16 protein-coding genes are annotated in these 18663 nt (G+C 67.2%); 7 read left to right on the top strand and 9 right to left on the bottom strand.

Annotation, left to right across the window (positions count from 1 at the left end; all coding sequences use genetic code 11):
• Positions 1 to 15: 15 nt before the first annotated feature.
• Positions 16 to 819: an SDR family NAD(P)-dependent oxidoreductase gene (locus tag BJ987_RS18855; RefSeq protein ID WP_209891691.1), complete on the top strand. Its 804-nt coding sequence runs from the start codon at positions 16 to 18 to the stop codon at positions 817 to 819.
• Positions 820 to 866: 47 nt separating this feature from the next.
• Positions 867 to 1286, top strand: coding sequence for a DUF6098 family protein (locus tag BJ987_RS18850; protein WP_307869668.1), 420 nt, complete (start codon positions 867 to 869; stop codon positions 1284 to 1286).
• An 11-nt stretch (positions 1287 to 1297) separates the two neighbouring features.
• Here BJ987_RS18850 and BJ987_RS18845 read toward each other — a convergent pair whose 3' ends face one another.
• On the bottom strand, positions 1298 to 1696 hold the full coding sequence (locus BJ987_RS18845; RefSeq protein WP_209891685.1) for a nitroreductase/quinone reductase family protein: 399 nt from the start codon (positions 1694 to 1696) through the stop codon (positions 1298 to 1300).
• A 50-nt stretch (positions 1697 to 1746) separates the two neighbouring features.
• Here BJ987_RS18845 and BJ987_RS18840 point away from each other — a divergent pair, with 50 nt between their 5' ends.
• Positions 1747 to 2340 carry a TetR/AcrR family transcriptional regulator gene (locus BJ987_RS18840; protein WP_209891682.1) on the top strand — a complete coding sequence of 198 codons (594 nt, stop codon included), beginning with the start codon at positions 1747 to 1749 and terminating at the stop codon, positions 2338 to 2340.
• Between the two features lie 192 nt (positions 2341 to 2532).
• Here BJ987_RS18840 and BJ987_RS18835 read toward each other — a convergent pair whose 3' ends face one another.
• Positions 2533 to 3957, bottom strand: coding sequence for an aminotransferase-like domain-containing protein (locus BJ987_RS18835; RefSeq protein WP_209891679.1), 1425 nt, complete (start codon positions 3955 to 3957; stop codon positions 2533 to 2535).
• Positions 3958 to 4021: 64 nt separating this feature from the next.
• Here BJ987_RS18835 and BJ987_RS18830 point away from each other — a divergent pair, with 64 nt between their 5' ends.
• Positions 4022 to 4357, top strand: a complete 336-nt coding sequence (locus BJ987_RS18830) for a cupin domain-containing protein (RefSeq protein ID WP_245366032.1) — start codon at positions 4022 to 4024, stop codon at positions 4355 to 4357.
• 6 nt (positions 4358 to 4363) lie between these two features.
• Here BJ987_RS18830 and meaB read toward each other — a convergent pair whose 3' ends face one another.
• The 3 genes from meaB to BJ987_RS18815 are packed head-to-tail and all read right to left on the bottom strand — an operon-like array spanning position 4364 to position 9512.
• Entirely contained in the window at positions 4364 to 5368 is a 1005-nt protein-coding gene (gene meaB, locus BJ987_RS18825) for a methylmalonyl Co-A mutase-associated GTPase MeaB (RefSeq protein WP_209891673.1), read from the bottom strand.
• Complete coding sequence (gene scpA, locus BJ987_RS18820; protein ID WP_209891670.1) at positions 5368 to 7629, bottom strand: methylmalonyl-CoA mutase; 2262 nt, start codon at positions 7627 to 7629, stop codon at positions 5368 to 5370. Before scpA ends, meaB begins: the two co-directional genes overlap by 1 nt.
• The gene (locus tag BJ987_RS18815; RefSeq protein ID WP_209891667.1) at positions 7629 to 9512 is read right to left on the bottom strand and encodes a methylmalonyl-CoA mutase family protein; all 1884 of its coding nucleotides are present in this window, start codon (positions 9510 to 9512) and stop codon (positions 7629 to 7631) included. The genes scpA and BJ987_RS18815 overlap by 1 nt, the downstream gene beginning before the upstream one ends.
• 254 nt (positions 9513 to 9766) lie before the next feature.
• Between BJ987_RS18815 and BJ987_RS18810 the strand changes: the two genes are divergently transcribed.
• Both BJ987_RS18810 and BJ987_RS18805 read left to right on the top strand, forming a co-directional pair.
• Positions 9767 to 10426, top strand: coding sequence for a TVP38/TMEM64 family protein (locus BJ987_RS18810; protein WP_209898683.1), 660 nt, complete (start codon positions 9767 to 9769; stop codon positions 10424 to 10426).
• A gap of 58 nt (positions 10427 to 10484) precedes the next feature.
• Positions 10485 to 11105 carry a Uma2 family endonuclease gene (locus BJ987_RS18805; RefSeq protein WP_209891664.1) on the top strand — a complete coding sequence of 207 codons (621 nt, stop codon included), beginning with the start codon at positions 10485 to 10487 and terminating at the stop codon, positions 11103 to 11105.
• Positions 11106 to 11108: 3 nt separating this feature from the next.
• Here BJ987_RS18805 and BJ987_RS18800 read toward each other — a convergent pair whose 3' ends face one another.
• The 4 genes from BJ987_RS18800 to BJ987_RS18785 form a co-directional block, all read right to left on the bottom strand.
• On the bottom strand, positions 11109 to 12038 hold the full coding sequence (locus tag BJ987_RS18800; protein ID WP_209891661.1) for a S1C family serine protease: 930 nt from the start codon (positions 12036 to 12038) through the stop codon (positions 11109 to 11111).
• A gap of 460 nt (positions 12039 to 12498) precedes the next feature.
• On the bottom strand, positions 12499 to 14118 hold the full coding sequence (locus BJ987_RS18795; RefSeq protein ID WP_209891658.1) for a hypothetical protein: 1620 nt from the start codon (positions 14116 to 14118) through the stop codon (positions 12499 to 12501).
• Positions 14118 to 16076, bottom strand: coding sequence for an ABC transporter permease family protein (locus tag BJ987_RS18790; protein WP_209891655.1), 1959 nt, complete (start codon positions 16074 to 16076; stop codon positions 14118 to 14120). Before BJ987_RS18790 ends, BJ987_RS18795 begins: the two co-directional genes overlap by 1 nt.
• Positions 16073 to 17389, bottom strand: a complete 1317-nt coding sequence (locus BJ987_RS18785; protein ID WP_209891651.1) for an ABC transporter substrate-binding protein — start codon at positions 17387 to 17389, stop codon at positions 16073 to 16075. The genes BJ987_RS18790 and BJ987_RS18785 overlap by 4 nt, the downstream gene beginning before the upstream one ends.
• 170 nt (positions 17390 to 17559) lie before the next feature.
• Here BJ987_RS18785 and BJ987_RS18780 point away from each other — a divergent pair, with 170 nt between their 5' ends.
• Positions 17560 to 18663, top strand: coding sequence for a 4Fe-4S binding protein (locus BJ987_RS18780; protein ID WP_209891648.1), 1104 nt, complete (start codon positions 17560 to 17562; stop codon positions 18661 to 18663).

Raw genomic sequence — 18663 nt, 5'->3', positions numbered from 1 at the left:
GGGTAGGCGTATGGCATGACTGCCACACATCCCCTTGCATTGGTCACCGGCGCGTCGCGAGGTATCGGGTTCGAGCTGGCGAAACAGTTCGTCGAGCGCGGCTACGACGTCATCGTCGCCGCGGAGGACGAAGCCATCGTGGGTGCCGCCGAATCCCTGCGGCGCGGCGAGAGCGTGGTGCGCCCGGTCCAGGCCGACCTGCGCACCGCCGAGGGTGTCGAGAAACTCTACGAAGCGGCGACGGCGGACAACCGCGGTCTCGACGCCGTCGCGCTGAACGCCGGTGTCGGGCGCGGCGGACGGTTCCTCGAGACCGAACTCGCGGACGAACTCGATATCGTCTCGCTGAATGTCCGGTCGACCGTGCATCTGGCCAAACTCGTCGCCCGCGACATGGCGCAGCGCAAAACAGGCAAACTGCTGTTCACCGCGTCCATCGCCGCGACGATGCCGGGACCGGACCAGGCGGTGTACAACGCCTCCAAATCCTTTGTCCACTCCTTCGCCGAGGCATTGCGCGAGGAGCTGCGTGACAACGGCATCACGGTGACCTCACTGCTGCCCGGCCCCACCGACACCGACTTCTTCCGCCGCGCCAAGATGCTCGGCACCCGCGTCGGGCGCGGACCCAAGGAGGATCCGGCCGAGGTGGCGCGCCAGGGCATCGAGGCGTTGCTCAGTGACAAACAGCAGGTGTTCGCCGCCTCGCTGGTCACGAAGGCGATGGGTGTGCTCAATGCGGTCACCCCCGACACCATCAAGGCGAAAGCCAATCGTTTCATCTCAGCACCGGTCGGTAGCACCCGGACGCAGCGCTGACCGACAACAGGTGCCGATCCTTCGATGGAGTCTCAATGAGGAGAACAATGCGGACGATCGAAAGTCTCGACGAACTCACCGATTTCGTCTCGGGCCGGGAGGCCATCTATCTGCGCGTCTCGCACGGGCCGCAACGTGACGCGGAATCGGGGCGGAGCCGCGACTTCGAGGCGGGTGTCGACCTGCCCGGATGGTCGGTGACCACCGTGGCGCCCGAACCCTGGTGGCCGCGCCCGTCCCGGGAGTGGGTGGCCCGGCGACTGTGCAAATACGTCAACCTCGCGGAACAGGGTGACGGCCGTTACCCGTGGCTGCTGACCGGCCGCGTCGTCGGCTACGGCCCCGACCACGAACCATTGGTGACCGACATCGTGCCCGTGGCGGCGGTCAGCGATGCGGTCGTCGACGAGGCGAAATCGGTCTATCACAAGATGTTCGACGTCGGCCGCGACTCGACCCAGGACTGACCTCCGCGATTTCAGTTCGTGAGGTCGACGCGGATCGTGAGCAGATGGGTGCCGAGGGCGCGGACCATCGCGCTGTTCATCCGCGGCAAGGTCTTCAGCCGGGCCAGAGCGTCATCCTCGGGCAGCGGATGCGCGATGCCGTTGTGCCAGGTGCCGCCGACACGGACCCGGACCGACGGGTTGGCCTCGATATTGCGCACGTAATCGGACTGTCCACCGTGATTGGACACCATCCAGAAGTGCTTGTCCTCGATCTTCCCGCCGACCGGCGTCTGGCGCAGCTTGCCGGATTTGCGGCCGAGAGTCTCCAACAGAATTTGATCGGACATTCGGGTGGTGATCGGGTTCGCGAGTTTGCGATGGAAGAAGCGGTCGAACCGAAGTCGCCACGCTTTAGTTGCGGAAGCCATACGTCGAGTGTTGTCGAGACTGTCAGTCTCGTCAAGCTATACTGAAACTCATGCCGACGACACGCCGCGCCCACACCGGTTCCCGCCGCAATGAGCAGGCCCGGGCGGCGATCCTCAGTGCCGCAACCGAACTGCTCGCCGAACACGGCACCGCGGGCGTCACCATCGATCGGCTCGCCGCGCACGCCGGAGTGGGTCGCCAGACCATCTACCGCTGGTGGTCCTCCAAGGACGCCGTCCTGCTCGACGCGCTGGTGCACAGCGCCGACCACGCCGTACCGTCGCCGGACACGGGCAGCTTGCGCACAGATCTCGAACAATTCCTGCGAGCGACCTTCGAGGCGGCAGGCACCGAACGAAACCGCCGCGCCCTGCTCACCGCCGCCATCGCCGCACAAGACGACCCAAGCCTCGCCGATGCCTTGGACGGCTTTCTCACACAGCGGCGCACCGCTCTCACCGAGCTCATCGAGCGCGCCCGGACGCGCGGGGAAGTCCCCGCCACCGCGGCCGTCGACCTCGCCGTCGAACAGGCCTTCGGCGTGCTCTGGTACCGACTCCTGTTCCGCGCCAACGCACTACAGCCGGACACCGCCACCGACCTCGCCACCGCTCTGGACGCTCAACTACGCGCATCGGCATGAGTGGACTCGAGTCGCCGGTCGGATCGGGCGACACTGTGCACGGGGGTCCCGGGAGGGTTCGCAAACAAGTTGAGCTCAGGAGCAGGACGGAGATTCACGTCGCTACCCCTGGGCAGCGCGTTCGATATCTGCTCGCATATATAAGTGCTCGTTCTCTAAGTCGATGTCGGTGGTCGGCTGTGGCCGCAGGCGCTAGATGGCGAAGGACGGTGCGGTGGCGGTGGGGTGGGCCGGTGGGCGGTAGGCGTGCCAGGCGGTTGCGAGGCGGGAGACGGCCTCGCGCAGGACATTCGGGGGATGGCGGAAGTGGATGCGAATGTGCTCATTGCTGTTGCCGGTGATGTCGAGGCCGCTACCGGCGAGGATGGCGACATTGTGGCGGAGGGCCGTTTGAGCGAAGGAACCGCCGTCGCCGTGCGGGAGGCGGAACCAGAGGGATTGGCCACCGCGGACCGGGGTGACCCGCCAGTCGGGAAGATCAGCGGACAGGGCCGCCAGCAGGGTGTCGTGGGCGGTTTTCCGGCCGGCGGCGTTTTCGCGGCACAGGGTGTCGAGGTCGGCGACGAGATGAGTCGCGACCATTTGGGCGGGCAGATTCCCGCCGAGGTCGCCGACCGCGCGCAGCCGAGCCAGGCGCGCGATCAGAGCCGGGCCGGCGCGGACCCAACCGACACGCAGGCCGCCCCAGAGGTTCTTGCTCAGCGAACTGATCGTGATGACGGAATCCACCTCGGCGGCGAGTGGCGATGGAATGGATTCGCCGGGGAAGGCGAGGTCGGCCAGGACTTCGTCGACGATCAGCGGGACACCGGCGGATTCGGCGGATTCGGCGAGCCTGCGCCGGACCAGTGCGGAAAGGACGGCACCCGTAGGGTTTTGGAAGGTGGGAGTCACATAGGCGAGCTTCGGATGATGCGTGCGGGCCGCCGACTCGAAACCGGCCAAGCCGAGCGGCAAGGGGTGCAGTACCGCCGATGCCTCCTGGAATGCCTCCAAAGCCCCCGGATACGTGGGGGTTTCGAGCAGGACGCGGTCACCCGGACGGAGGTAGGCGCGAGCGAGCAGCGTCAGCGCTTGCTGTCCACCGTTGGTCACGAGGATCTGCTCCGGCCGAGTCGGCGCACCGAGCCGGGTGTAGCGTTCGGCAACGGCGGCGCGCAGTGGCGCGTAACCCGCTGGGTGGTAACCGATTTCGGCCGTCATCGCGGCGAGCTTCGGAACAATGCGAGCGTACGCCCCGGCGATCTCCGGTGGCGGCGCCTCCGGCGCGGCGCAAGCCAGCGAGATCACTTCGGCTCGGGGCTCGATCAAGTGCAAGAACATCGGCGCGCCCGTGGTGTCCGGTATCGCCGAATTCGACGATCCCGCGACGCGCGTTCCGCTCCCCTGCCGCCGTACGATGCGCCCCTCGGCTTCCAGCAGATCGTAGGCGGCCACCACGGTGCTGCGACCCACCGCGAGGTTCGCCGCGAACTGCCGGTCCGGCGGCAACGACGTTCCCGGAGGCAGTTCGCCGTCGTCGATCAGCTGCCGCAGTCGTGCCGCCAGCAGCACATACAGGGGTCCGCGACCCGAGGACCAGCGGCCCAGCCGCTCCGGCACGTCAATTGGCTCCATAACCAAACCAATTCTGCCGGATTGGCTCTGTGCTAACGCACCGGCCGCCCAGAAGATGGCTCGCATGAGCGAAAACCCCACAGCCACCGTCTCCGTCCCCGATGCGATCGCGGCCCTGCCCGGCCCGTTCCAGCAGCGGGAACTCGCCCTCGTGAACGACACCGTCGTCCGGGTAGCCCGGCTCGACGGTGAATTCCCGTGGCACCACCACGACGAGGACGAGTTGTTCCTGTGCTGGGACGGCTCGTTCCGGATCGAACTCGAAGGCCGGCCGGCCGCCGTGCTGCGAGCCGGTGAACTGTTCGTCGTCCCCAAGGGCGTGCGGCATCGCCCAGTCGCCGACAGCCCGGCGCACGTCGTGCTCATCGAACGACCGGAGACCGCGCAGTACGGGAACTGACCGCGTTCAGCTGTCGAAGGCGTCGAGCAGTTGCTCGGCGGCCAAGGCAGCGGTCAGCGTGCCCTCTCGAACCTGCTTTTCCACTTGGGCGCGAATGGCTTTCACGTGGGGATTGTCGGCGAGGCGGCGCAACAGCTGGTCGTGCACCATGGTCCAGGTCCAGTCGACCTGCTGGCGGCGGCGCTTCTCGTCGAACTCGCCGGCGTCGGTGAGGACGCGGCGATGTTCCAGGACGGTGTCCCAGAACTTGTCCAGGCCAACGCCTTCCAGGCCGCTCATGGTGAGAACCGGTGGGCGCCAGAGCGCGTCGTGCGGATGGATCAGGCGCAGTGCGCCGGACAGTTCGCGAGCAGCCGACTTGGCTTCCATCTCGTGCTTGCCGTCGGCCTTGTTGACCGCGACCAGATCGGCGAGTTCCAGGACGCCTTTCTTGATGCCCTGCAACTGATCTCCGGTGCGAGCCAGGGTCAGGAAGCAGAACACGTCGACCATGTTCGCGACCGTGACCTCGGATTGGCCGACACCGACGGTCTCCACCAGGATCACGTCGTAGCCGGCGGCTTCGAGCAGCACGATGGTCTCGCGGGTCGCCTTGGCGACACCGCCGAGGGTCCCCGCGGTCGGCGAGGGCCGGATATAGGCGTTGCGCTCCACCGAGAGTCGCGCCATCCGGGTCTTGTCGCCGAGGATGGAGCCGCCGGTGCGAGTGGAGGACGGGTCGACCGCGAGGACGGCGACCCGATGGCCCTTCCCGATCAGATGCATGCCGAGCGCGTCGATGAAGGTCGACTTGCCGACACCCGGAACACCGGTGATACCAACACGATTCGACACCACCGCGGTCGCGGAGGAAGCGGACGCCGGCGACAGTTTCAACAGCAACTGCTGCGCCTGCTGCCGGTGGTCGGCCCGGGTCGACTCGACCAGGGTGATGGCACGCGCCAAGGCGGCCCGCTCGTTGTCGCGGACCGCCTCGGCGAGTGCGTCTACATCAATGACGCGCTTCTGCATTACGCGCCGTCGCCACCGATCTCGTGCCCGAGCGAAGCGCCCAGCTTCTTCAGCAGGTCGATCGCAGCGTCCGCGATGACCGTGCCGGGCGGGAAGATCGCCGCCGCACCGGCCTCGTAGAGCTCGGCGAAATCGTCGGGCGGAATCACGCCGCCGACGATGACCATGATGTCGGGCCGCCCGGAATCGGCCAGTGCCTGCCGCAGGGCGGGCACCAGCGTGAGGTGGCCGGCCGCGAGCGAGGACACACCGACGATGTGCACGTCGTTGTCCGCCGCCTGCTGCGCCACCTCCTCCGGGGTCTGGAACAGCGGGCCCACATCGACATCCATGCCGAGGTCGGCGAACGCGGTGGCGATCACCTTCTGGCCGCGGTCGTGCCCGTCCTGGCCCATCTTGGCGACCAGGATGCGCGGACGGCGACCCTCGGCTTCGGCGAACTCCTCGACCAGTTCGATGGCCTTGCTGATGTTGCTGACCTTTCCGGCTTCGTCGCGGTACACACCGGAGAGCGTACGGATTTCGGCCTGGTGCCGGCCGTAGACCTGCTCCAGCGCGTCGGAGATCTCGCCGACGGTGGCCTTGGCGCGCGCGGCGTCGATGGCCAGGGCGAGCAGGTTGTTCGCCATGCCGCCTTCGGAAGAGGCCGCGGCACGGGTCAATTCGGCCAGCGCACGGCGCACCGCGTCGGGATCCCGTTCGGCGCGCAGGCGCTCGAGCTTCTCGATCTGCTCGGCCCGCACCCGCGAGTTCTCGACCTTGAGGACCTCGACCTGCTGGTCCTGCTCCACCTGGTACTTGTTCACGCCGATGACGGGCTGCTGCCCGGTGTCGATCCGCGCCTGGGTCCGGGCCGCGGCCTCTTCGATCCGCAGTTTCGGAATGCCCTCACCGATGGCCTGGGCCATACCGCCGTGCGCCTCCACCTCGGCGATGTGCGCGCGGGCCCGGTTGGCCAGCTGGTGGGTCAGCCATTCCACGTAGTAGGAACCGCCCCACGGGTCGATCGGCCGCGTGGTGTTGGACTCCTGCTGGATCAGCAGCTGGGTGTTGCGGGCGATCCGCGCGGAGAAGTCCGTGGGCAACGCCAGCGCCTCGTCCAGGGCGTTGGTGTGCAGCGACTGGGTGTGCCCCTGGGTGGCGGCCATCGCCTCGATGCAGGTGCGCGCCACATTGTTGTAGGCGTCCTGCGCGGTCAGCGACCAGCCCGAGGTCTGCGAATGGGTGCGCAGCGACAGCGATTTCGCGCTCTTCGGCTCGAATTTCGCGACCAGTTCACTCCAGAGCAGTCGTCCCGCCCGGAGTTTGGCGACCTCCATGAAGAAATTCATGCCGATCGCCCAGAAGAACGACAGCCGCGGCGCGAACTTGTCGACCGCCATGCCCGCGTCGATCCCGGCGCGGATGTACTCGACGCCGTCGGCGAGGGTGTAGGCCAGCTCCAGATCGGCGGTCGCGCCGGCTTCCTGGATGTGGTAGCCGGAGATGGAGATGGAGTTGAACTTCGGCATCTTCGCGCTGGTGTAAGCGAAGATGTCGGAGATGATCCGCATCGACGGCTTCGGCGGGTAGATGTAGGTGTTGCGGACCATGAACTCTTTCAGAATGTCGTTCTGAATGGTTCCGGCCAACTGCTCGGGCGCGACACCCTGCTCCTCGGCGGCCACGACGTAGAGCGCGAGGATCGGCAACACCGCGCCGTTCATCGTCATCGACACCGAAACCTGGTCCAGCGGAATGTGATCGAAGAGCTGGCGCATGTCCAGGATGGAGTCGATGGCGACACCGGCCATACCGACGTCACCCTGCACGCGCGGGTGATCGGAGTCGTAACCGCGGTGCGTGGCCAGGTCGAAGGCGACCGACAGGCCCTTCTGCCCGGCTTGCAGATTACGGCGATAGAAGGCGTTGGAGTCGGCGGCGGTGGAGAAACCCGCGTATTGGCGGATGGTCCACGGCTGATTGACGTACATCGTGGGGTACGGCCCGCGCAGGAACGGCGCGATACCGGGCACGCTGTCGAGCGGATAACCCTCGGCCGCAACGGCATCCCGGTCGGCCTTGGTGAAGACCGGCGGCACCTCGATACCCTCGGGGGTAGACCAGGACAGCTGGTCCGGGGTGTAGTGATTAGCTTCGGCCGCACCCGCGACGTACTCCCGCACCTGTGCGGCGTCCACCGCGGCGGGCTCGGGCGCGTGCTCGTGCAGGGGCACCTCGGCGAAATTGCCGATCACGTGCTTGATTTCCGACATTGTCATCAGGCTCCCACCTTCTCCAGCAGGCCGGACAGGGCCGCGACCGCATCGATCCGCGCGGCCAGGTATCCGTCGGGACGCTCGGACTCCTCCAGTGCGGCAACGGCTTTCGCCGCACCCGCCAGCAGCACCGTGTCCACCCCCGCGGCCCGCAACTGCGTCACCGCCGCGCCCGCTTCTTCGCCGTAGCGCTTGTCCGCACCGCACAGTACCGCGATCGGCGCCCCCGATTCCTTTGCGGCCGCCGCGATTCCGTCCACCGTCAGCGGACCGGGATTGATCGATTCGATACCGCCGGAGGCGAGCAGGTTCGCGATGAAGGTAACCCGCACGTTGTGCTCGGCAACGCTGCCCAGCGGCACCAGCAGCGCCTTCGGTCGAACACCGTGCTCGGCAAGGTAGGCATCGGAGCGGTTGCGCAACTCCTCGAACGCCGCGCCGTAACGGGCCACCCGGCCCGGCTCACGCGCCGCCGCGGAGAGCGGCTTCTCGCCCAGATTCGGGAACTCGTTGACACCGGTGACGGCCGTCTTCCGGTGCGCCACATCGGCATCCCGCGCGGCCTTGGTCGCGGCGATGCGCTCGGCGAGCAGACCCGAGTCCAGTGCGGCCAGGTAGCCGCCCGCGGTTTCCAGTTCCTGCATGAACTCCCAGGCTTTGGCGGCGAGGTCGGCGGTGAGGCTTTCCACGTACCAGGAGCCCGCGCCCGGGTCCTGCACGAAACCGAGGTGGGATTCCTCGAGCAGCAGCAGCTGGGTGTTGCGAGCCATGCGGTCCGAGAACGACTTCGAGACACCGAGTTCGCCCGGCGGCAGCGCGGAGTCGAACGGCAGCACCGTCACGGTGTCGGCGCCACCGACGCCCGCGCCGAACGCGGCGAGCGTGCTGCGCAGCAGGTTCACCCACGGGTCACGCTGGCTCATCATGGCGGCCGAGGTCACGGCGTGCTGTGGTGCGCCGCCGAAGGCCGGCAGTCCGCACACTTCGGCGACTCGGGCCCAGAGTTGGCGCGCAGCACGGAATTTCGCGATGGTGGCGAACTGGTCGTCGGTCGCGGCGAAGCGGAACTCCAGCTGGCGCAGCGCGGTCGCGGTGTCGTATCCGGCAGCGGTCAGCTTGCGCAGGTACTCCAGACCGGCGGCAACGGCCGCGCCCAGCTCCTGCGCTTCGGCGGCGCCGGCATCGTGGAACACCGTGCCGTCCACGGTGATCGTCCGCACGGTCTCCGCGCGGGCGATCGACTTACCGGCCAGTTCCACCGCCTCGGCGAGCTCTACGTCATCGATTCCGGCGAAGCGGCTGGTCAGCGGCGCGGCACCGAGTGCGATCTGGATCGCGGCGCGATCAGCGGTCTCGTATCCGTCGAGGGCCGCGAAAACCGCTGCCGCGGCGGCTGTTACCTCGCTACCGGCGCTCAAGGTCAAGGGCGCGAGCTCGAACAGCAAGCCGGACAGCGCCGTCGGCAACTCCGGGACCGGCACGCCGCGCGTCCCCGCGCCCAGCCAGACCGCGCTGAGACCGTTCGCCAAGCCCGCCAGCATCTCTCGGTTGGCCGACGCCCCGTCGCCCGCCACGAAGGCGCTGACGTACCAGCCACGGTGCACGTCGCGGGTGGCGGTGCCGCCGCGCACGAAGGGGAAAGCACCGGGCAGTGGCTGCTCGGGCAACTCGTCCCGGCGGGTGTACAGCGGGGCGATCGTCAACCCGTCGTAGGTGGTCTCTTCGAGCAGCTTTTCCGGCTCGTCCGGCAAATCGGCGACCTCGACCCTGCGGGCCTTCGCCAGCACCCCGGCCACGCCCTTACGCCACGCGGCGTGCAGTGTTTCATCCACCCCGCCGACTTCGTCGGCTACCGTTCCCGCGGGCACCGGATCTGCATTAGGCATAGCTGCCATCCCTCTTCCACTCGACCACGAGCGCACCTGCAGTGCGCACCCGATACCGCCATATTCGCCCAGCTCAGCGAGCATTTTGGTTAACGAGCATTCGTCCCGTCACTTCTGATGCTAGCTGGAGCTCGCACCGCCATTGACCATGGCCGCCACTACCAACCGGTAACCTGGCCCCGGTGAGCGAGCTGATCGAGCAGGCCGACGGGGGGCACGTACCCCAGCCCCAGCGCGCCGCGCGAACGGTCGCGATGCAGTTGTTACGCAATCCGCGGATCATCGCCCTGCTCGCGCTGATCGCCGCGCTCTTCGTGGCCGCATCGCTGGTGCCGCTGCCCACTCCGCTGGAGATCCAGGAGTGGGCGGGTTCGTTCGGACCGTGGTTCCCACTGCTGTTCTGCGCCATCTACGCCGTCGCCACCGTGGCCCCGCTGCCCCGCTCGGTCTTCACCGTCAGCTGTGGCGTGCTCTTCGGCGCGGGGCTCGGTCTCGTCGTAGCCCTGGTAGCGACGACGGCAGCGGCCGCGATGGCGCTGCTGCTGGTGCGCGCCCTGGATCGCGACCAGGTGGCCACCCGGCTCACCCACCCCGCCGTCCGCAATATCAACCAGCGACTGGCCCGCCGCGGCTGGCTCGCGGTCGGATCCCTGCGCATGATCGCCATCGCCCCGTTCTCGATCGTCAACTACTGCTGCGGATTGTCCGCGATCCGCTTCTGGCCGTACCTGATCGCCTCCGTCCTGGGCTCCCTCCCCGGCACCGTCGGCACCGTCATCCTGGCCGATTCCCTCACCGGCGGAACCCATCCCGCGATGTACGTCATCACCGCCGTCTGCTTCGCGATCGGCATCCTCGGCCTGATCGTCGACGCCCGCTGGCAACCGGACCCGCCCATCGATGAACATGACTGACCCAGGTCAGCCCCACTGATTCCGGATTCCGCGCCGACGATTAGGTATCCTTCACGGCGTGACCGCCATCTACGACTGGGCCAACTCCGGCAACCTTCAGCCAGAGCCGATCACCGTCGAAATCTGGCGGAAGCTTCCCGAAGATTTCTGTCGCCTGGTAGAGGTAGTGGACGGCAACGCTGTGCGCTGCGCGGAACCGACGAGGGCGCACCAAAAAGCGGCGCGTGTATTGGTCAATATGCTCGAAGACGCCGCACGCGACTACTTACGCGCCAACCCTGAGGATTGTCTCGACGTTTCGGGCGATTTCGACGTCGTTCTCTGGGAGGTTCCGAGCACAACGATCCGCAGTCCCGACGCGGCGCTGTTCGAGTGTGCCCCTGACGAATTGCGACCGCTCCCGGCCCGCTTCCTCAAAGTCATCGTCGAGGTAGTTTCGCCCCGCCACACCAAGACAGACCGTGTCGACAAGATGGCCGAGTACGCCGACGCCGGAATTCCGTGGTATTGGATCGTGACCCTCGCCGATAACGACGTCAACGGCATCGAGTTGTACGCGCTCGACCACGCGGCGGGGCAATACAAATTCGTCCGCGAACTCAAAGACGGGGACAGCGCCGTAGACCTGCCGATCCGCATTCACCTCGACTGGGAACGGCTGCGCAATCTGGTGCTGTAGTCGCTAATCCACCGTCAGTTCGATCGGGATCGCGAAGACGTCGACCATCGCGCCGTTGCGCAATACCGTCACGGGCATCGGTTTGCCGATGGCGTCGCCGAAGAGCTGGCGCTGGATGCCCTGGGCGTCGTGGACCTGGGCGCGGGCGACGCTGAGCACCAGGTCGCCGCGGCGCAGGCCGCCCTGTTCGGCCGGGCCACCACGGACGACCTCCATGATGCGCACGCCGGCGCGCTGGCCGGTGCGGGTGGCGATGGCGGCGGGGAGCGGGGCGGGGACCCCGACCAGGCCGAGGTAGGCGCGGCGTACTCGGCCGTCGCTGTGCAGTGTGCCGATGATGCGGCGGGTGGTGGCGTTGATCGGAATCGCCAGGCCCACACCGATACCCGCGACGGCGGTGTTGATGCCGACCACCAGTCCGGCCGAATTGGCAAGCGCCCCACCGGAATTGCCCGGATTCAGGGCGGCGTCGGTCTGGATGACGTCCTCGATGACGCGGCCCGCGCGGCGGGAGGCGACCGGGACCGCCCGGCCCAGCGCGCTGACCACGCCCGCGGTGACCGAACCCGCCAACCCCAGCGGATTGCCCACCGCGACAACCAATTGCCCGACCACGAGTTTGTCGGCGTCACCGAGACGCACCGCGCCGGGCGCACCACCGCGGGCACGCAGCACGGCGAGATCCGACAGCGGATCGATACCGACCACGTCGAACCGGGATTCGACACCGTCGGCGAACACCACCTCGCCGCCCGAGGACGACCCGACCACGTGCGCGTTGGTGAGCAGGAATCCGTCATCGGTGAACACCACCGCCGATCCGCTCCCCCGCCGGGTCCGCACGCTGGCCACATGCGGGGTCACCGACCCCGCGACCTCGATCACCGTGCGGGAGTACGCGTCCATCGCAGCGTCGTCCACCTCGACCACCATCCTGCCCGCCCGTTGCCACCCTCTTCAAGCATGCCTGCGAACGCAAAGTTGCGCAGCGTGTTCGCCAGAGGCGCAAGTGAATTCGTGATCTCCAGAGTGGGGACAGGCTGTTCAAGCACTGTCTGGGACGATATCGTGGAGAGGTCCGTGCCCTGGGTACTGATACACCGAGGTGTCTTGTGAGCGACCCGCGCATGTGCAGCAAATAGGCCCCGAGTGTCAGCCGCCCACGCGCCGCGCGACAGCTGATTGAATGATCACCATGCGGCGGTGCGGGAGAGCTGGCGACAATCCCGCGCCACCGCATGGTGGTCCGGTTTACCGGCGCCCGGCAGCGCGCGCCGACGTTCATCACCATCCGTTTCCGTGATGGCGTGCTCGTCATGTGTGGCAAAGCGAGATATCGTGCCGCCGATCCAATTTCGGTGGTGTGCCGACTCGGCCGAAGGGCTCTGAACTATCACGGCGGCGGTGATCCGGTCGGCGACGCGTCAGGGGGCCGGGAACGCAGCGCGGAGGCCTCGTCCAGTCGGGCGTGCGCGTGGCTGCGCACATTGTCCTCAGTCAACTCGGTGCCCGGTTCAGGTTCCATCAGTACGCCCGCGTATCGCGGGGCAGCCAGCAGCGCGCGACCGATGTGCTGCTGGCACCGTCCGGCGCCGAGATCATCCGCCAGCGCGCGGTACTGCTCCAGGGCGTACTGCCATGCAGTAAAGGCCCGGCGCTCCTCCCCTCGCGCCCAGTACAGCGCTCCGTAGATCTCGAAGACGTGCGCGAGCCCACCGGGATCGCCGCGGCGAGCGAGGGTTTCGGCTAGTTCGATTTGTGCCGCGGCGGCCTCGAAACGGCCCTGCACGATGTGGGCGATCGCCAGATTGATCGCGATGCAGACCTCTCCGGCCAGATCTTTGCGCGGCAGCCGCCACCACGCCTTCTCGAGCTTCTCCACCGTCTGTTCCCAATTGCAGGTGTCGGTGCCGATTTGATCGAGGGCTTCGCGGTGTAGCTTTCGAGCCTCGTTACCAGGGGCCAGCGCTCGTGTGTTGTAGAACCGTGGCCGCTCGTTGAGCCGACCCGCGCGCATCCATACATAGTTCTTCTCGGCTAGTTGATCCAGGAAGTTCACCGGCCTCGGGACGAAGCTTTCGATCTGTGTCTCGAATTCCTCTTTGCCGAGGGCCGCATTCCACACATCGAGCGCGTCTACCAGCCGTGCCAGGGACGGAACCGCGTCATAGGGAAGCGGATCGAATCTCGCGAACGCCCCGACCAGCTCTAGCAGATAGCCGTGATGACCCTCGAACCAACGCCGGGCACCAACCGCGAGCTCCTGAGTGCCCAGCGCGATCGCCCATCGGCCGGTAACCTGCGCCCAGTACTCGAGGAGCACCGAAACCGCGACATTCCGCATCTGCTCGATGCTCTCCTGGACCGATGACTGGCTACTCGGCAACTGCGCCGACCACAGACCCTTGTGGACGCAATAGCCGTGCGGGCCACCCGGACGTAGTACATGCGCCGTGACGAGGCGATCCAAGACGTACTTCGCTGTCACGGCAGGTATCGAATTCTGAGGCGTCGCTCGAGGTTGCACGTCGACTCGCGGCAAAACCTCTACGACAGCGCCGACCATCGCCAAGAGCGCCGCGCTGTCGTACTCACGAAGGGGAAGCGTATGCAGCAGTCGTGCCATCGTTAGGCACAGCTGGTCCATTTCTTCAAAGATCAGATCAGGTGCCGACGGACATTGGTGACCCCCGGACATACTGACCGCAGGCCCGGGCGGCACCAACTGCTCGATCAACTCCAATTCCCTTGCCACCCGGCTACGTTCGCGCCGGTCGGTGACGAACGCGTACAACCACCAGCCCGCCCCGAGCAGCGGGAGCACCCACCACAGCCAGCTCAGCAGCTGGCCCAGGAACACGAACGCCGGGCTCTTGCCGACCGAGTCGACCATCCAGTCGCCGAAGATCTTCGCCGCGCCGCTGACGCCCACCGCGGCGGAGACCGCCAATCCTTCGGTGATGGGGGAACGCCCGGCTCCGATCGCGGGCGTGGCGTCGGCAGGTCGCTCCATCACAGCACCTTGCCGATCAGACCCGGCAGCAGCCAGCGTCGCCACGTGAGCAGTACCAGCGCGACCGGAGCCAAGGACGACAGCAGTGCCCCGGCCGCCAATTGCCCGGTGTTCTCGCTGAATTGGCGCGCCTCACCCCACAGCAGCAGCGACCAGGGGCTCGCGCCCGCGCCGTTGACGATCAGCCCGACGACGAAGTCGTTCCACACCTGCACGAACTCCAGGACCGCCACCGCGATCAGCGCCGGGCCCGCCGCCCGCCAGATCCGCCCCAGGGTCGGTGCGCGCACCCCCAGTCCGTGCAGAACATCCGCTTCGCGACTACCGGACGGAGACAGCAGCGCACCGCGCAGGATGAGGATCGAGATCGGCAACCCGGCCGCCACATGCACCGTCATCAGCGGCAGCCGAGTGCCGGAAAGCCCACTGTCGTCGAAGAATTGGTCGAGACTGCCGAGGTAGCTCTGCACCGGCAGCACCGCCAGCACGACCAGCACCACCATGGTCGCGCGCCAATACAGCGTGTGGGACGGCGACCACGCCGCCAGCTGATACGCCACCGGCACCGCCAACCCGACCACCGTCAGCGTGGCCACCACCGCCACTTCCGCCGTGGTCATCAGTGCCCGCCGCAGCGCGTCATCGGACAGCGTCTCGACCAGCGTCGCCACCCCGAGACCCTGCGGCCCGTTCGCACTCGCCCAGACGAGCACGCCGATCGGCGTGAGCGCGCCCAGGCCCAGCACGAGTCCCATCGTGGCCCGGGCGGGTAAGGACCGGGCCTCGCGCGGCACCTCCCGGCCCGGCTCGGGGATCGCCGTGAGACTCCGATCTTGGGTGTGGATCGGCCGCTGCGCCCACCACGCGACACACCCGACGAACACCACCAGCGGCAGCGACTGCGCGGCCGCCGCACCGGGTTCGCCCTCGGTGGCCAGCCGCCACCACTGCACCGTCGCCGACTGCACCCGGTCCTGCAGGGAACCGGGCACACCGATGAGCACCGCGTCGAAGACCCGGCCCGCGGCCACCAGCACCACCAGGCTGACCACCAGCCGGACCGGACGCAGCCGCTGATGAAACGTGCGCCACGGCGGCACCAGCTTGTCGATCGCCGGCAGGTCACCGCCGAACGCCGGATTGGCTTCGAGGGCGCGCACGCCCGCCCGGAACACGCCCACCGCGAAGCCGAGCCACGTCCACACGAAAGCCGACAGCCCCATCAGGAAGAACAGCAGCTGGTACTGCCAGAGGCGATCGAGCACCAGCCACTCGCCGAGCTCCTGGAAGATCAGCCGGAAAGCCACACCGGACACCAGGGTCGAGATGCCGAAGGTCACCAGCAACGGGCGCCACGCCCACCGCATCCCCCGAGTCCACCACGCCACCAGCAAGCCGAGATTCACCACCAGCAGATAGCCGGCCCCGGCGAATCCCACCGTGCCCAGGTAGACCAGCATGACCGGTTTGCGCAGTTCCGACGCGACGAGCAGAACACCCGCCGCGACGAGCAGCGCACCACATAACCGCACCGCCGCGCGGCCTGCCCCAACCCGCCATGAGCGTTCGTTGCCGCCGCCGGTCTCGCTCCCACTGCCGCCGGATTCAGTCTGCCCGCCGGATCCGCTCTCACTGCCCCCACTGTCGCCACTGGTACTGTTGCCGCCGCTGTTGCCCCCACTGCCGCGGCCGCTCCCACTCCACGATTCGATCGAGATCACCACGCCGAGCCCTGCCAGCAGACACCCCGGAATCACTCGCGGATGTGCGGCATAAGCCGTCCACACCGTCATCCCGAACGCCCACAGCAATCCCGCGAGGAAGACGAACACCACCGCGAACGCCAACCAGATGGGCCAGCGGCGAGGCGGTCGTCCGGGGACGAGGGTTCCGCGCATTCGGCGGGGCGCGAGCTCCAACTCCAGCCCGTGAATTGTCAGTTCGTGCGATCGGGTCATCGCCGCCGCTCCAGTTCGGTCAGCTTCGCGATCGCGTCGGTGACCGCGGCACCGATCCGGTCGCGGTCTGCCGGGGGAATGTTCACCACCGCGACCAGGAATTCGGTGAGCACGCGCCACAAACCATTTCGGCCGCCGACCGCGCCGATCCGGTCCGACAGGTCGACGGGATTCAGCGCATCGGTGCTCCGCTCGCGCATGATTCGCGCCGCCCGGCGCAGATCCTCCGAATACTGCGCCTCGGTCCACAGATTGGCGGCGAGGAACCCGCCCTCCCGCTTGATCCACGCCGCCGGAGCCTGCGGTAAAGCCAGCTTCTCGACCACCTTCGCGGCGCCGGCACTGGCGTCCTTCGTCACCACGATGACATCGCCACCGACGATCTGCGGACGCTGACCGCCCGCGTCGGCCGCGGGAAACCGTGCGACACCGATCGCCTTCTTGTCCCGCCCCACGCGTTTGAGGCTGCGCCAGACGATCGGTTCCGCGAAATCGGGCGCGACCACCAATACCGCTGCCTGCCTTTCGAATACCTCGTGCACGGCGGCCGGAAAGTCGCGGGTGAGGGCAGCGCCGATGCCGCCGGGGAAGACGCGCTGGTCCGCGCAGAGATCGGCGAAATGCGTGAGCGCCGTGCGCACGGCGGACCCGCTCCACTCGCGAGGCGGTTTCGAATCGGCCAGTTGCACATAACTTTTCGGATCGACCGCCATCAGCAGGTTCTCGAACAGATCGGTCAGCACCCACCCATCGGCCCCCGCCAGCGCGAGCAGACGCGTCGGCTCGCCCGACAACCGCGCCATGCGCTCTTTCCATTGCGGCAGCGTCCAGCTCGGCGGATCACCGAGGCGGTACTTCTCGACCAGATCGCGGTCGTACCAGACCAATGATTTGTCGGCCGCCTTGAACGGCACACCGTACAGTTTTTCCTTGTATCCCAGCAGGTTTCGCCAATAGTCCGGGTAGGGCTTCCCACTCCCGAGGATTTCGTACCACAGGTAGTCCTGAACCGGCGCGAGTTTGCCCTGCTCGGCCAGTTCGCGCACCCGCCCCGCCCGCGGCAGCATCACGATGTCCGGCGCCGACCGCCCGCCGGCGGTGAAGGCCGTCTCGATATCGTCACCCAGCGGGATCACCTCGACCGCGAGTCCGGCGGCGACCGTGTCCAGTACGCGCTGGAACGCCGAGAGCTCGGATCCGCTCCACGACACCGCGATGCGCACCGCACGCGAGCGCCCGAGCACTTCCGGTGCGCACGCCGCCGCGAACGGCAGTATCGCGCCGGTTCGCAGAAGTGCCCGTCTACTCCCCATCGTCCTCCGATTCGCAGGCCGCACCCAGTATTACCAATCGGGCCGCGCACCGGGGCAAGATCGGCGCCACACACTCTCCGCGGCAAAAGGATTCGTTCCGATGACTTTCGGGCCGCCGACCGGTCTTATCAAGGGAGACCGGATCGGTTTCAGCGATACCAGGAGGGCCGATGTCAATACAGGACAACGAACCAACGGGTCAGCGGCGGCTGGCAGACCATCCCACCGTCGTCAAGATGCGTGAACGCGAGCGGGCCGCACCGGCGCCGGTGCTGGCGGCCGCGCGGCTGCGCGAGATCTGCCTCGAAGCGGGCGCGGACGACGTGGGTTTCGTCGCGGCGACGGATCCGAGCGTGGCCGCGGAACTGGAGCACGCACGCGGAATTCTGCCCAGCGCAACGACTTACATCGCGTTCTGTGTCCGGATGAACCGCGACAACCTGCGCGCCCCGCAGCGCAGTCTCGCCAATGCCGAGTTCAACCATGCCGACGACGACACCAACGAGGTGTCCCGCCGGATCACCCGCGCCCTACAGGACGCGGGCTATCGCGCGGTCTATCCCGCGCCCGGCTATCCGATGGAGGTCGACCAATTCCCCGGCCGCATCTGGGTGCTCGAGCACAAGGTGATCGCGCAGGCCGCCGGTTTGGGTGTTATGGGGATACATCGCAACGTAATCCACCCCAAGTTCGGCAATTTCATTCTGCTCGGAACCGTGGTCACCGACGCGGTGATCGACGAGCCCACCGCCCCGCTGGATTACAACCCCTGCCTGGAATGCAAACTCTGCGTCTCCGCCTGCCCGGTCGGCGCGATCATGGAGAACAATTTCGATTTCCAGGCGTGCTACACGCACAACTACCGGGAATTCATGGGCGGCTTCACCGACTGGGCCGAGACGATCGCCGACAGCGACAACCGCGCCGAGTACAACGAGCGGGTCACCCGCGGCGAATCGTTCTCGATGTGGCAGAGCCTGTCCTTCAAACCGAACTACAAAGCCGGCTACTGCATGGCCGTTTGCCCAGCCGGCGAGGACGTCATCGGGCCTTTTCTGGACAGCCGTAAACAGCACCTCGACGACGTGGTGCGGCCATTGCAGAACAAACCGGAACCGGTTTATGTCCTGGAGGGCTCAGCCGCGGAGGAACACGTCACCAAACGCTTCCCCAACAAAACTCCGAAACAAGTCGGCAACGGCTTCGGTGACGATGTCAACGCCCTCCTGGACGCCATCGGCCCGCGACCGCGACCACGGGACCCTGCCGACTGA

Origin of the sequence: Nocardia goodfellowii (assembly GCF_017875645.1) — a bacterium.
Lineage (GTDB): Bacteria > Actinomycetota > Actinomycetes > Mycobacteriales > Mycobacteriaceae > Nocardia > Nocardia goodfellowii.
Note: the sequence above shows the minus strand (reverse complement) of the source record. Positions and strands in the feature narration are given on the sequence as shown.

Bases quoted from the DNA above. Each gene is read 5' to 3' on its own strand.
- BJ987_RS18830 (WP_245366032.1), top strand. From the start codon at position 4,022: ATGAGCGAAAACCCCACAGCCACCGTCTCCGTCCCCGATGCGATCGCG.
- BJ987_RS18795 (WP_209891658.1), bottom strand. From the start codon at position 14,118: ATGGAGCGACCTGCCGACGCCACGCCCGCGATCGGAGCCGGGCGTTCC.
- meaB (WP_209891673.1), bottom strand. From the start codon at position 5,368: ATGCAGAAGCGCGTCATTGATGTAGACGCACTCGCCGAGGCGGTCCGC.
- BJ987_RS18850 (WP_307869668.1), top strand. From the start codon at position 867: ATGCGGACGATCGAAAGTCTCGACGAACTCACCGATTTCGTCTCGGGC.
- BJ987_RS18840 (WP_209891682.1), top strand. From the start codon at position 1,747: ATGCCGACGACACGCCGCGCCCACACCGGTTCCCGCCGCAATGAGCAG.
- BJ987_RS18835 (WP_209891679.1), bottom strand. From the start codon at position 3,957: ATGGAGCCAATTGACGTGCCGGAGCGGCTGGGCCGCTGGTCCTCGGGT.
- BJ987_RS18845 (WP_209891685.1), bottom strand. From the start codon at position 1,696: ATGGCTTCCGCAACTAAAGCGTGGCGACTTCGGTTCGACCGCTTCTTC.
- BJ987_RS18785 (WP_209891651.1), bottom strand. From the start codon at position 17,389: ATGGGGAGTAGACGGGCACTTCTGCGAACCGGCGCGATACTGCCGTTC.
- scpA (WP_209891670.1), bottom strand. From the start codon at position 7,629: ATGACAATGTCGGAAATCAAGCACGTGATCGGCAATTTCGCCGAGGTG.
- BJ987_RS18790 (WP_209891655.1), bottom strand. From the start codon at position 16,076: ATGACCCGATCGCACGAACTGACAATTCACGGGCTGGAGTTGGAGCTC.
- BJ987_RS18780 (WP_209891648.1), top strand. From the start codon at position 17,560: ATGTCAATACAGGACAACGAACCAACGGGTCAGCGGCGGCTGGCAGAC.
- BJ987_RS18810 (WP_209898683.1), top strand. From the start codon at position 9,767: ATGCAGTTGTTACGCAATCCGCGGATCATCGCCCTGCTCGCGCTGATC.
- BJ987_RS18815 (WP_209891667.1), bottom strand. From the start codon at position 9,512: ATGCCTAATGCAGATCCGGTGCCCGCGGGAACGGTAGCCGACGAAGTC.
- BJ987_RS18855 (WP_209891691.1), top strand. From the start codon at position 16: ATGACTGCCACACATCCCCTTGCATTGGTCACCGGCGCGTCGCGAGGT.
- BJ987_RS18800 (WP_209891661.1), bottom strand. From the start codon at position 12,038: ATGGTGGTCGAGGTGGACGACGCTGCGATGGACGCGTACTCCCGCACG.